At 68.4% G+C, this 12,589-nt stretch carries 13 protein-coding genes; 3 read left to right on the top strand and 10 right to left on the bottom strand.

The window, feature by feature from the left end; translation table 11 throughout:
- The 4 genes from ASD65_RS07120 to ASD65_RS07105 form a co-directional block, all read right to left on the bottom strand.
- Window positions 1-369, bottom strand: a complete 369-nt coding sequence (locus tag ASD65_RS07120; RefSeq protein WP_056220416.1) for a PadR family transcriptional regulator — start codon at window positions 367-369, stop codon at window positions 1-3.
- Window positions 370-455: 86 nt separating this feature from the next.
- Window positions 456-1,085: a helix-turn-helix transcriptional regulator gene (locus ASD65_RS07115; RefSeq protein ID WP_056220414.1), complete on the bottom strand. Its 630-nt coding sequence runs from the start codon at window positions 1,083-1,085 to the stop codon at window positions 456-458.
- 50 nt (window positions 1,086-1,135) lie between these two features.
- Window positions 1,136-1,645 carry a hypothetical protein gene (locus ASD65_RS07110; protein WP_156378803.1) on the bottom strand — a complete coding sequence of 170 codons (510 nt, stop codon included), beginning with the start codon at window positions 1,643-1,645 and terminating at the stop codon, window positions 1,136-1,138.
- Between the two features lie 145 nt (window positions 1,646-1,790).
- Window positions 1,791-3,374, bottom strand: a complete 1,584-nt coding sequence (locus ASD65_RS07105) for a bifunctional NAD(P)/FAD-dependent oxidoreductase/class I SAM-dependent methyltransferase (RefSeq protein WP_056220409.1) — start codon at window positions 3,372-3,374, stop codon at window positions 1,791-1,793.
- A 68-nt stretch (window positions 3,375-3,442) separates the two neighbouring features.
- On the opposite strand from ASD65_RS07105, the gene ASD65_RS07100 reads away from it, so the two are divergent.
- Entirely contained in the window at window positions 3,443-4,018 is a 576-nt protein-coding gene (locus tag ASD65_RS07100) for a helix-turn-helix domain-containing protein (RefSeq protein WP_056220408.1), read from the top strand.
- 45 nt (window positions 4,019-4,063) lie between these two features.
- On the opposite strand, the gene ASD65_RS07095 is transcribed toward ASD65_RS07100, so the two are convergent.
- The 6 genes from ASD65_RS07095 to ASD65_RS07075 form a co-directional block, all read right to left on the bottom strand.
- Window positions 4,064-4,498 carry a GNAT family N-acetyltransferase gene (locus ASD65_RS07095; RefSeq protein WP_056220405.1) on the bottom strand — a complete coding sequence of 145 codons (435 nt, stop codon included), beginning with the start codon at window positions 4,496-4,498 and terminating at the stop codon, window positions 4,064-4,066.
- Window positions 4,499-4,632: 134 nt separating this feature from the next.
- Entirely contained in the window at window positions 4,633-5,661 is a 1,029-nt protein-coding gene (locus ASD65_RS07090) for an LLM class flavin-dependent oxidoreductase (RefSeq protein ID WP_056220402.1), read from the bottom strand.
- An 87-nt stretch (window positions 5,662-5,748) separates the two neighbouring features.
- A complete protein-coding gene (locus tag ASD65_RS07085; RefSeq protein ID WP_056220399.1) occupies window positions 5,749-6,948 on the bottom strand; it encodes a M23 family metallopeptidase in 1,200 nt (399 codons plus the stop codon).
- Between the two features lie 275 nt (window positions 6,949-7,223).
- Window positions 7,224-7,889, bottom strand: a complete 666-nt coding sequence (locus ASD65_RS07080; protein ID WP_056220395.1) for an SDR family oxidoreductase — start codon at window positions 7,887-7,889, stop codon at window positions 7,224-7,226.
- Window positions 7,890-7,942: 53 nt separating this feature from the next.
- Window positions 7,943-8,098 (bottom strand): hypothetical protein, encoded by a 156-nt coding sequence (locus ASD65_RS19195; protein WP_200948632.1) that lies wholly within the window; start codon window positions 8,096-8,098, stop codon window positions 7,943-7,945.
- A gap of 84 nt (window positions 8,099-8,182) precedes the next feature.
- Complete coding sequence (locus tag ASD65_RS07075; RefSeq protein ID WP_056220392.1) at window positions 8,183-9,127, bottom strand: serine hydrolase; 945 nt, start codon at window positions 9,125-9,127, stop codon at window positions 8,183-8,185.
- 82 nt (window positions 9,128-9,209) lie between these two features.
- On the opposite strand from ASD65_RS07075, the gene ASD65_RS07070 reads away from it, so the two are divergent.
- Both ASD65_RS07070 and ASD65_RS07065 read left to right on the top strand, forming a co-directional pair.
- The gene (locus ASD65_RS07070; RefSeq protein ID WP_056220390.1) at window positions 9,210-10,847 is read left to right on the top strand and encodes a helix-turn-helix domain-containing protein; all 1,638 of its coding nucleotides are present in this window, start codon (window positions 9,210-9,212) and stop codon (window positions 10,845-10,847) included.
- 130 nt (window positions 10,848-10,977) lie between these two features.
- Window positions 10,978-12,582, top strand: a complete 1,605-nt coding sequence (locus ASD65_RS07065) for an ABC transporter substrate-binding protein (protein ID WP_056220387.1) — start codon at window positions 10,978-10,980, stop codon at window positions 12,580-12,582.
- The last annotated feature ends 7 nt before the right edge of the window (window positions 12,583-12,589 follow it).

Here is a 12,589-nt window from a genome sequence, read left to right as displayed (position 1 = left end):
TCACGCCATCCCGGGCAGCGGCTGAGCGGTCGCGCGCTGGGTGGTGTCGGACCACGCGCGGTGCAATGCGTCGCTGACCACGGCCCACTGCTTGCGCTGGTCGGCCAGCACGGCACGTCCCTGCGGGCTCAGCCGGTAGTGGCGCCGCGGGCGCCCGGCGCTCTGCGCGTGCCACGACGACTCGACGTGGCCGAGCTTCTCCAGGCGATGCAGGAGCGGGTACAGCATCCCGTCGCTCCATTCCAGCTCGCCGCCGGACAGCTCCGTCACCCGCTGCAGGATGGCGTAGCCATAGGACTCGCCGTCGGCGAGGATGCCGAGCACCATGGGTGTGGCGGCGGCCGCGACCAGGTCTTTGCCGATGCGCATGGGTCCTCCAGGAAGCGCTCGATACCTTGTAGTTCTATGTACCTAGAACTGCAAGGTATCACCTGTGTCCGTGTGGAGGAAGGCGTTCAGTCCTTCGTGGTCATCCGTGCCAGCTGCACCACGCAGCCGTTCGCCATGCCCTCCGTGCGCACCTCGGTTGCGTGCAGCGGTCCACCGGCCTGGGCCAGAACGCCCTGCATGATGCCGAGGTGGATCGCGCACAGGGTCTCGCGGTGGTCGGCCTGCACCGACTGGTGCATGCAGGGGGTGACGTCGAGGGTCAGCGAGGTGCCGTCGAACTCCGGCTCGAATCCGGCTTCATCGAGGTGGTCGATGATCGCGTCGAGCTGGTGCACCGCCGCGGCTTCGAGCCCCTCGGTCGACTCCTGGGCGTCCGGCAGGATGCGGCGCATCAGGTCTCCGCGGGCGGCGGCGTCCCGAGCGCGGCGTGCGGTGACCGGGCTGGATGCGTCGGCGCCGATGATCGCGCTGAACAGCACGCGCGGGCGTCCGCGCGTGGTGCGCTTCTCGGTCGAGCGGATGACGCATCCCTCGTCCTCGAGACGCTGCAGGTGCTCGCGCACGGTGTTGGCGTGCAGCCCGGTCTCGGCGCTCAGGTCGGCGATCGTGCGCTGCGGACGTTCGCCCAAGAGTCGCAGGATCTCGACCCGGCTGTAACTGGAGATCGCGCTGTACCCGACGGTGGCAGACGTCATGGCTCCATTATCCCGTGCCCGGTCTGAGGATCGCCCGGGCGCGTGCGGCGTCAGCGCGATCGCCGACGCATCCGTCCGACCTGGAAGACATGCAGGCCGGCGGCCGACAGCATGGATGCGCCGATTCGCAGCTTGAGACTCCGCCACGTCGAGCGTTCGGCGTCGGTGCTGGTCGCGGCGGCGATCTGATGCAGGATCTCGGGGCCGAGCAGCTTGGCCGCGGTCTTCGGCGCGAGGTCGACGCGGTCGCTGACGCCGACGACGATGCGGACGGCATCGTCGGCGATGAGATCGCGACGCGCGTCGAGTCCGAGCATGCCGGCGTTCAGGCTGGAACGATTCGTGGAGCGCACGGCGATGACCGCGACGGATGCCTTCGGCTGCAGGTCAGCGCCATCCGCCGGCTGGGGATCCAACAGTTCGACTCCGGCCTCACGCGCGGCCTTGCGGAGCGCGTCGACGACGAGATCGGCGTCCCCGTCGATCAGCACCAGCGCCGACTCTCCCCACGTCCCGGCCTGACGTGCGCGATCGCGCCGTGATTCGGATTCAGCTCGCACACCGACCACCCCCACTTGAGCGTATCGAGCCCGGGACCGTCCGGGCGCCGATGCGTCCGGTGCAGCCGGGGTGTCGCAGGGGTTCTGCTCGCCTGTCACGATCTGTCGGGGGTGGTTGCAGATCGTGACAGGGGAGCAGGTGGGGCTACGCGGTCGCTGATCCTGGAGCCGCGTCGATGCGCTGGAGCAGCACGACAGAGTCCTCGAAATCGACGGGGGCTCCGTCGCGGACCGCCGTTCGCCGGCGCGTCTCGGCGATGACCGTGCGCCAGGATGCGGGGTCGAGATCGAGCGTGGCGAGCTCCTCCTCCGGCGTCGGGAAGACGGCGTGGGCGTGCGCGTGATTGTGGTTCGGCGCGGTCGCGTGGGCGGTCAGCAGCAGGTGCCCACCGGGCGTGACCCTGGCCGCGGCCCGGCGGAGGATCGCGGCTCGATCCAGAGCGACGGGGGACTGCAGGAAGCTCGCGGTGACGAGGTCGTACGACTCCGCGGCATCCCAGGTCGCGAGGTCCGCGGCGATGAAGCGCGCCCGCTCGGCGACCGGGCTGCCCTCCACCATCGCGGTGGCTCGCGCGACGGCAGTGGTGGAGATGTCCACCCCGGTGGCGTGCCAGCCGTTCTCGGCCAGCCAGATGACGTCGGCGCCCTCGCCGCAGCCCAGATCCAGGGCGCGGCCCGGAATGAGGGCCGCGACGACGTCGGTGAGGGCCTTGTTCGGATGCCCGGACCAGACCTTCGCGGCATCCGAATATCGGTTTTCCCAGAACTCGACGGGTGACGGTTCTTCGTGCATGGCGCGGGCGTCGCGCTCCGCCGCATCGAAGTCCTCGGCCACGAGGGTCGCGTTGACGGACGCTCCCGCTGCGGTGCCGGCTCCCATGGCCATCGGAACGCTTGCGGCGGGCGCGACGACGTTGCCCGCGGCCCAGATACGGCTGTCGCTCGTGCGCCCCATCGGGTCGATGGCGAGGAAGCTCCCTGCGGGTGCCTCGGTCCGGTCCAAAGAGAGCGACGAGAGGAAGCCGTCGTGCGGTCGGGCGGCGCCGGTGGTGAAGACCGCACCGACGGGGATGTCTTCGCCGTTCGACAGACGCACCGCGGTGACGTCCGTGCCGTCGCCGATGACCTCCGCGACGGGCTCGGCGATTATCCGCATCCCGCGCGCGCGGAGTCGCTTTTCGACCTCGGGGCGCAGAGACCCGATCGCGCTCGTGAACACGATCACTTCGTCGCTCCACTGTCGTACGAGCTCTGTCTGGTGCAGGCCGAGCTCGGAGCTGAGGATCACACCCAGAACCCGGTCACGCACCTCCCACCCGTGGCAGTACGGGCAATGCAGCACTCCGCGCCCCCAGTACTCGGCGAGGCCGGGGACGTCGGCGAGCTCGTCGGTCAGTCCGGTCGCGACGAGGACGGCGCGGGTCGACACCGCGCCCCGGCCCGCGATCGTGACCGCGAGCCCCGCGGGATCGTCCTCCACCGATTCGACGCTGCCGGAGACGATACGAACGCCGTAGCGCTCGATCTCGGCGCGGCCTCGGGCGAGGAGCTCTTCGGGAGGTGTCCCGTCGTTGCCGAGCACCCCGTGCATGTGCGCGGCGAAGCGATTGCGCGGTGCGCCGCCGTCGATGACGAGCGTGCGGCGTCGGGCGCGCCCCAGCATCAGCGCCGCACTCAGTCCCGCCACGCCGCCGCCGATCACGACCGCGTCCCACTCTGCATGTTCCATTGCTCCAGCCTGCGGGGCAGAATGACAGATGGGCAAGCTCGCTTGCAGAAATAGCAAAGGACGGATTCATGACCGACGAACTCGATCAGGTCGGACCGCGGCTTCGAGCGGCGCGCAAGGCACGTGGGTGGACGCTGGAGGAGCTCGCCAGTCAGGCCGGCATGTCGGTCAGCACCCTGTCGAGGCTGGAGTCGGGCAAGCGGCAGGCGAGCCTCGGCCTGCTGCTGCCCTTGACGCGCCACCTGGGCGTGCGCATCGACGATCTCGTGCGCCCGGCCTCGCCGGACCCGCGGGTCCGGCGATCCGTCATCCGGCGTGACGGGCTGACCATCGCCCCGCTGGCGCTGGAGGGTTCGTCGATCCACACGTACAAGATCACCTATCCGCCCATCGCCGAACTTCCGGGCCTCAAGGTGCACGACGGCTTCGAATGGCTCTACGTGCTGTCCGGCAAGCTGCGACTGCGAGTGGGCGATCAGGACCTCGTCCTCGGACGGGGCGAGGCTGCCGAGTTCGACACCCGTGTTCCGCACGCGATGAGTGCGTCGGGCACGCGTCCGGCAGAGGTGCTGAGCATCTTCAACGAGGCGGGGGTTCGCATGCACACCCACGGTGGGCCTGAGCTCGAGGAGTCGGTCGGCTAGGAGGCGGTACCGTGCCGCTCCCGCGCTGGTGCTACGGCGTGTCGATCAGGATCCGGGATGAAACGTCATGAATACGTCGACGTCGTCCTCGTGGTCGACGACGAAGCCGTGACGTTCGTACAGACGGCGCGCGCCGCTTCCGCGGAGCACGTTGAGTCTCAGCGGCATCGGATCCTGTGCAGCGAGAATGTGTCGAAGCACGTCTCGTCCCACGCCCCGACCTTGCATTGCCGGCAGCACGTAGAAGTGCTCAAGCCAGCGGACATCCGTGTCGCGGCGAACGGTGACGGATCCGACGTCGGCTTCATCGACGACGATGATGCGCGTGAACGTCGGGTCGAAGCCATCGCGCATGCGTTGGCGCACGCGAACGGCGTCGAAACGGCCCAGTCGTTCCAAATCGTCGCGGAGCACGAGAGCTCGGAGTTCGACAAGCCAGTCAAGGTCCGCGTCGGTGCTGCGGCGAAGGGTCATGGCCATCGTGCAAATCTACGGGGGTCTACAAGGAAGCGTGCTCGACGCCTAGCGTTGGGGTGTCGTCGCCGCGATGCCGCGGTTCATGACAAAGCCCCGCCACCCGGAGCGGTGACGGGGCTTCGGAAATGTGCTGCGGATCAGACGTGGGGGTTCTTCCACCCGAGCGCGGGGGCGACGTACTTCGCGAAGGACTCGACGACGCGGAGGTTGAACTCGACGCCCAGCTGGCTGGGGATCGTGAGCATCAGGGTGTCGGCCGTGCGGATGGCGGCGTCGTCCAGCAGCTGCTGGACGAGCACGTCGGGCGCCGCGGCATACGTCTTGCCGAACGTGGATCGCATGCCGTCGATGATGCCGACTTGGTCGCCGTCCTGGCGTCCGCCGAAGTACATCTCCTCCTCGGTCGTCGTGATGGGGAAGATGCTGCGGCTGATCGAGGTGCGGGGCTCGCCCGGATGACCCGCCTCGCGCCACGCGGCGCGGAACGCGTCGATCTGCTGCGCCTGCAGCTCGTCGAAGGGCAGTCCCTTGTCTTCGGTGAGCAGCGTCGAGGACATGAGGTTCACACCCATGCGCCCGGCCCACTCCGCGGTCTCGCTGTTGCCGGCGCCCCACCAGATGCGCGAGCGCAGCCCGGGGGAATGCGGCTCGATGCGCTGGAGGCCTGTGGCGCCGCCGAACGGGCTGCGCGGGTCGCCCTCGGCGATGCCCTCGCCCTCGATCGCGCGCAGGAAGGTCGAGAAGTGCTCGCGGGCGATGTCGGCGCCGCGCGGGTCCTGCGACCCGGTGTAGCCGAACGCCTCGTAGCCGCGCACGACGGTCTCTGGTGAACCACGGCTCACGCCGAGGGCGAGCCGACCGTCGCTGATGAGGTCGACTGCGGCGGCCTCCTCCGCGAGGTAGAGCGGGTTCTCGTAGCGCATGTCGATCACGCCGGTGCCCACCTCGATGCGCTTCGTGCGCGCGGCGATCGCGGCGAGGAGCGGCATGGGGGAGGCCTGCTGGCGTGCGAAGTGGTGCACGCGGAAGTACGCGCCGTCGACGCCGAGCTCGTCCATGCCCTGGGCGAGATCGATCGCCTGGTGCAAGGAATTGCCGGCCGACAGGGATCGCCCGCCGCCGAGGGGGCCGTAATGGCCGAAGGAAAGTGTGCCGAATCGCTGCATGACGGGTGCAACGGGAGCGAGGTGGTTTCTATTCCAGTGAATGAATGCGGGGCACGATGTGTCCGGTGCGGTCGGGTCGCGGTCGATCTATCTCGGAATCGAGAAGATCGTGCCCTGGATCGGGAGCTGTGCGGAGCGGATGCCGACGTCGGGAGGGGGCATAACGGCCTCGCCATCGGGCGCGAGCGCACCTACCGTCTCGAAGCGCTCGAGCACCCAGGCCACATTCTCGCCGGAAAGGAGGGGGCTGCGCTGCAGCTGGAAGTGCAGGTGGGCCTCGCTCGTGTTGCCGGAGTTGCCCAAGCGGCCGATCTCCTGGCCCTTGGTGACGATGTCACCCACCTCGACGGTGGCGCTTGCCTCCTTCATGTGTGCGTACAGCGCGTAGACGCCGCCGCCGATGTCGATCACCACCTGATTGCCGGTGGCATCGTCGACGACCTGCAGGTCCGCGAGCACCTTGGGCGCCACGTCAGGGTGGTCGGAGGTCACCCGGACGACTCGACCGTCGGCTACGGCGAGCAACGGCTCGTCGAAAGCGAGGTAGCTGGTGTTCAGAGCAGGATCGCCGTTGTAGGAGGACTGCGCTACGGGATCGACCTTCATGAAGTCGATCCCGTAGCGTTCGGCGCCGGTGATGCGTCCGCCCACCGGAATCACGACGTTGCTGTGGTGGTTCAGTGCCAGGGACTCCAGGGAGTTGTTCGCGTACCAGTTGTCGCCCGCTACCGGCGCGCCGATGACGAGGGGTTCCGCATCGATCGTGGTCACCGCGCCGCCGATCGCCTCGACCTGGTCGGGGTAGATGCCGGCCAGCCGGGGTGCGTCATCACCAGGGGCTGCGAAGGTGGCGTCGATGCGGTGGGTGAACGACGTCGGAATCTCTCCTCTCGACGGATAGCTGTCACGGAGCACGACGATCGCCGTTCGGCCGGCCGGGATTTCGGAGCTTCCTTCGCCGCCCCCGAGCAGCATCGTGTTGGCCGCGACCCGATTCAGATCGCGTGTCGTGATGACATCGCCGTTCTCGCCGCCGAGGAGAGTCTCTACCTGGGTCAGAGTGGCATCTCGTGGTGACGCGTTGAACACGCTGAGCTCGTACGCCACCCAGAACCGGCCGTCCGATCCCTCCACCGGGACGACTTCCGTCGCGAGCGGATCGATGATGAGCGGCGAGAACTCCAGAGTCTCCGCATCCTGATACCCCGCCCGAATTCCCGAATCCGATGTCCGGTGCGGTTGCGCCGTCGACGTGCTCTCGGGTGTATCGGTGCAGCCGGTGGTCATGAGCAGACAAGCTCCTGCGACCAGGATCATTGCGGTCGGCCCCGTAGATCTCATCGTCGCTCTCCGATCGTCCAGCCTACGGACGGGCATCCCGCCCGTGTGGGTGGACGGTATCAGAGGCGAGGACGGGTACGACAGAGCCCGTCGCCGTTCCCGGCGCGACCGAACCTCGGACGATGTTGCGGATCGCCTCGACGACGAGGGTCGGATTCTCCAGCACGAGCGGGGCCCCTCCCTTCCGACGAGTGCGGGCACCGATGCCGCCATTGCGCGGCTCAGTAGCGCGCCGAGAACGCCCCGTCGCTGTGCAGGAGCTGACCGGATACCCAGCGCCCCTCGGGTGAGACCAGGAACGACACCATGGCCGCGATGTCGGTCGGAGTGCCCAGTCGGCCGAGCGGCTGCTGCGCGGTCAGGTACGTGCGGACGCCCTCGTCCATCCACCCGGTGTCGACCGGTCCGGGATTGAGCGCGTTGGCCGAGATGCCGAGCGGTCCCAGCTCGCGAGCGGCGGCGATCACGATGCGATCGAGCGCGCCCTTGGATGCGCCGTAGGGCAGATTCCCGGTCGTGTGGTCGCTGGTCAGGGCCACGATTGCGCCCCCGCCGCTGCCGATCTGCCGGGCGAATGCGGCGATGAGGAGGAGGCCGGCTCGTGCGTTCACGGCGACGTGCCGGTCGAAGCTCTCCGCGGTCGTATCGAGGATGCCGGACTCCACATCGTGCGCGTGGCTCAGGATCAGCGCGTCGATCGGGCCGAGATCGCGATGGACGGCGGCGATCAGCTCATCCGGACCCGTCGGTGTCGACAGGTCACACGGGTAGTCGGTATCGGCGAGGTCGCTGGTGACCACGGTCCAGCCGTCGGCGATGAGGCGTGGCGCGATGCCGGCGGCGATGCTGTTCGACCGCGCGGCGCCGGTGAGGAGGACGAGAGGCATCCCTCGACCCTAGCGGCGGCGACGCCGCGCCTGCGGGCGGAGGGGCCGCCCGATCAGCGTCGGTTGAGGAGGTGCGTGGGGATGGCCAGCGCGGCGGAGATCGCGAGGATGCCGAGCACGAACACGAGTCCCTGCCACTCCGTGATCGTGAAGGCCAGCCCGAACAGGTACATGCCGCCCAAGAACAGGACCATTGCCACAATGAACATCAGGAGTTCCCCTCGATAAGTCTCAGCTCAGACTATCGGGCGGCCCGAGACGCGGCCAGTTGGCGGGCCGCGAGCGCGACGGCCTCAGCCGGCGTCGACCGACTGGCTGGCGCGCAGGTAGTCGACGGCGAGGCGGGCCGCGGTGCCGATGACGCGATCGGCGTCCGGGTTGCGCGGCTCGAACGTCGGCTCCTGCAGGAAGACCGCGACCGCGAAGCGCTCGCCGGTCGGGAACTCCACGACACCCACCTCATTGCGCACGTAGAAGAGCGTTCCGGTCTTGCCGCTCACCCGCACGGCAGGGTCGGAGAAGCCCGCCGTGAGGCGATGCCCCCACGCCTGCAGTCCCATCACGCGGCGGACCTCGGCCGCGGCATCCGCGTCGAGTAGCTCGTCGCGCCAGATCGCGGACAGGAGCTCCGCGATCTGCCGAGGCGTGGTGCGGTCGGTCTCCTCAGGAGTCGTGGCGCGCAGGACCCGCAGCCGCTCCTTGAGGTCGTCGGTCAGCTCGCCGTGCTCCAGCTCGGCGATGCCTTCCGCGTGCGCGTCGCCGAGATCCTCCATGATCGTCGCGAACAGCATGTCGCAGTCGTAGTCCACGACGGTGCGGTCGAACCCGAACTCCCGCATCGTGGCGTTGACGTTGTCCAGGCCGACGAGGTCCGTGATCACGTCGGTGGCCCGGTTGTCGCTGACCGACATCATCAGCAGCGACATGTCGCGCACCGAGAGGTTCAGTTCGTCGAGCATCACCGAGATCCCGGTGGAGCCGTCGGTGCGACGCTCGTCCGCCCCCAGCGCGATGCGCGCCCGGGGATCGATCCGTCCGGACGAATACTGCCGACAGAGCTCGACCAGCACGGGCACCTTGAACACGCTCGCAGAGACGACCGACTCGTCGGATCCCACGCCGATCTCGTGCCCCGTATCGATGTCGACCGCGTGGATGAGCCCCCGCACGGGCACTTCCGCGAAGGCCGCCAGAAGGGCGTCGTGGGCAGTGGACAGATCTCGAAGAGTGGTCGTCACGAGATCAGTATTCCCGCGGCCGGTATCCACATGTTCGGGCTTTTGACCAATCAACGACCACCTCGTCTGTACAGTCGGGCAAATGTCAACGGTGATCACGTCGTCCGCGTCCGTGTTCGGTCAGCCGCTCGGGCGGCTCGTCGATCGACTGGGATCGACCCTGCTCACGCTCGTGGCCGGCCACGGCGAGCAGGGCCGCATCGTCAGCTCCGTCGTGCTCTACGACCCGGCGGATCCGCCCGTGCTGAGCGAAGGCGCGCTGGTGCTCGGCGTCGGCATCAACGGCGTGAACGATCTGCTGGCGCGCATCCCCGATCTGGCGGGATCCGGGGCGATCGCCCTGATCGTGCGCGAACCCGTGATCACCACGACAGAAGTGATCAGGATGGCGGAGGAGCACGCCCTGCCGATCTACGGACTCATCCGCGGGGCATCCTGGATCCAGATCGCGACGATGCTCGCGGGGGCGCTCGATGTCGGGGCGACCGGAGAGACTCCCGGTTCGCACGCGGATGCCGGTGCAGACCTCTTCGGACTCGCCGACTCGCTCGCCGCACTGCTGCAGGCCCCGGTCACGATCGAGAACCTCTCGTCGCGGGTGATGGCGTTCTCCGCCGACCAGGCCGGTACGGACGAGCCTCGACGGCTGACGATCCTCGGGCTGCAGGTGCCGGAGATCTACAGCGACATGCAGCGCAGCCGCGGGGTCTTCCGGCAGATCTACGCGTCCGAGCGGCCGGTGTACGTCGCGAAGGCGGAACCCGAGGGTCTGCCGCGCGTGGCCATGCGCATCCGCGCCGGCGAGGAGGTCCTGGGGTCGATCTGGGCCGTGGTGCACGAGCCGCTGTCGCCGCAGCGCGAGCAGGGGATGGTGGAGGCAGCGGGGGTCGTGGCGCTCACCATGCTGCGGGCGCGGGTCAGCGCCGACTCCACGCAGCGACTCCGGCTCGGCTTGGTCAGCATGCTGCTCGACGGCGCCGGTCGTGCACGCGAGGCCGCACAGCAGCTGCGCTTCGGATCGTCGCCGGTGTGCGTGATCGCCCTGGGCCCGAAGGAGGGGACTCTCGATGACGCCCGGATGGAGGCGGACATCCAGCGCACTGCGAGCGCGCTGAACATGTACCTGCAGCCGATCTACCCCCGGGCGGTCTCCGCACCCTTGGGAGGCACCATCTACGCCGTCATCCCGCTCCGCGCCGACGACGCCGCCTCCGCGGCGGAGGCCGAGCGATTGGCGCGCGAGTTCATCAGCCGCCTGGACTCCCAGGGCGAGGTCTACGCGGGGGTGGGCAACCTGGTGCGGGAACCCTCCGAGCTGCCCTTGTCACGGCGGGCGGCCGACGAGGCGCTGCGGGTTCTGCGGAGTCGATCGAGCTCAACCGTGCGCGTCGCCACGCTGGACACGATGCAGGTCGAGGCGCTCATTCTGAGGGTGGCCGACTCGCTGGTCGCCGATCGGGTGGGTGTGGCCGGTCCCATCGCCACGCTGCGCACCTACGACCAGGAGCACGACACCGAGCTGCTGCTGACGCTGCGCACCTGGCTGGAGCAGTTCGGCGACGTCACCGCGGCCGCGCAGGTCATCCATGTGCACAAGAACACCTTCCGCTACCGGCTGGCGCGTCTGACCGAGGTGGGCGGGATAGACCTGGACGACCCGGACGTACGGTTCGGCCTGATGCTGCAGCTGCGGCTGTTCCCGGCCGCTGCGATTGGGTGAACGGCCAACGTTTCTGCAAACCGCTGTGTGATCGACCGATGCTCGATGGTGGCTGAGCGTCGATTGTGGAGAGTGCGCGTCGGACCCCCCGATCGTCATCCCTGCACCACATCTCTCGAGGCGGATAGCAATGACATTTCGTGCACGTAATCTCTTGCCCCTCATCGTCGTCGTGCCGCTGGTCCTCGCGGGCTGCAGCGGCGGATCCCCGGAGTCGTCCGGCGATTCCGGCGAGTTCGCGGTAGACGGCAGCTACGCGACGTCGATCGCGGGCGATCCAGGGGATCTCAACCCGCTGGTGACCAACCTGGTCGCCGCCCAGTTCGTCGGCGCCTTCGCGTACGACACGCTCATCTTCGTGGATCCCGCCACCAGCGAGATCAAGCCGTTCCTGGCCGACAGCTGGACGGACGGCGCGAGCGAGGTCAGCTTCACTCTGCACGAGGGCATCACGTGCGCCGACGGCACCCCGTTCACCGCGCAGACGGCGGCCGACAACCTCAACTGGATCGTCGATCCCGCCAACGGATCGCCGCTGCTCGATTCGATCATTCCCGGGACCGCGGTCGCGAAGGCAGACGGCAACGTTCTGACCGTGACGACGCCGGAGCCGTCGCCCTTCCTGCTCTACAACGTGGGCGCACAGCAGATGGTGTGCGAGGGGGCACTGGACGACCCGAAGAGCACGTCGGCCGCGAGCAACGGCACGGGGCTGTTCGAGATCACCGAGGTCGTGGCCAACGACCACATCACGCTCGAGCGTCGCGACGGGTACGACTGGGCCCCGGACCGCACGACGACGTCCGACACTGCCGGCGTCCCGAAGACGATCACCGTGAAGATGATCCCGGATCCGAGCACCGTCGCGAACCTGCTGCTGTCGAAGGGCTTGAACGCGGCGCTGGTATCCGGCGCGGACGAGGAGCGGCTGGCGGACCTCGAATCACTGTCATCCCCGAACCTCTCCGGAATGATCGGGTTCAACAACCTCGCGTCGCTCCCGACCGGCGATGCCGCGGTGCGCATCGCACTGACGCAGGCCGTCGATCTCGACGCGTTCACCGACATCATCACCGCCGGCAAGGGATCGCGCGCAACGTCCCTGCTCACAGTGGAGCCGAAGACCTGCAGCTACGACAGCGTCGACGGCACCCTGCCGACCTTCGATGAGAAGGCGGCTGCGGCAGGCATGGAAGCGGCCGGCTACACGCTCGGCGCCGACGGAAAGCTCACCAAGGACGGCGAACCCCTCTCCATCCGTCTCGTCTACAACAACCAGCCCGATACCCGCAGCGCGGCGACCGAGTACCTCGCCGCACAGTGGGAGAAGCTCGGCGTCACGGTGGAGCTGAGCGGCGGCGACGCGAGCTTCGTGATGGGGCAGACCTTCTCCGCGGAGGACCCGTCGGGCTGGGAGGCATCGGTGGGCGTCGATCTGCAGTCCAACACGCCCAGCATCTTCCCGCCGTACCTGTCGGGCCCGACCGTGCCGGAGGGCAACAACTACGCCTCGGTCGACAACCCGGAATACGTCGAGCTGTCCAGTGCCGCCGCGCTGGAGTCCGGAGACACGGCGTGCGACCTGTGGAAGCAGGCCGAGCAGGCGCTGATGCGGGACGCGAACATCCTCCCGGTCTCCGTCACCCCCTTCAAGATGTACTTCAACGGCGCCACCTCGCTCTACCAGCCGGTCATCGGATCCATCCCCGGTCCCGGCATCCGCGTCCTGAAGTAGTGCTGAT

It is taken from the genome of Microbacterium sp. Root61 (assembly GCF_001427525.1).
Taxonomy (GTDB): Bacteria; Actinomycetota; Actinomycetes; order Actinomycetales; family Microbacteriaceae; genus Microbacterium.
The sequence above is the reverse complement of the archived record's forward strand: the minus strand, read 5'-3'. Positions and strand labels throughout refer to the sequence as shown.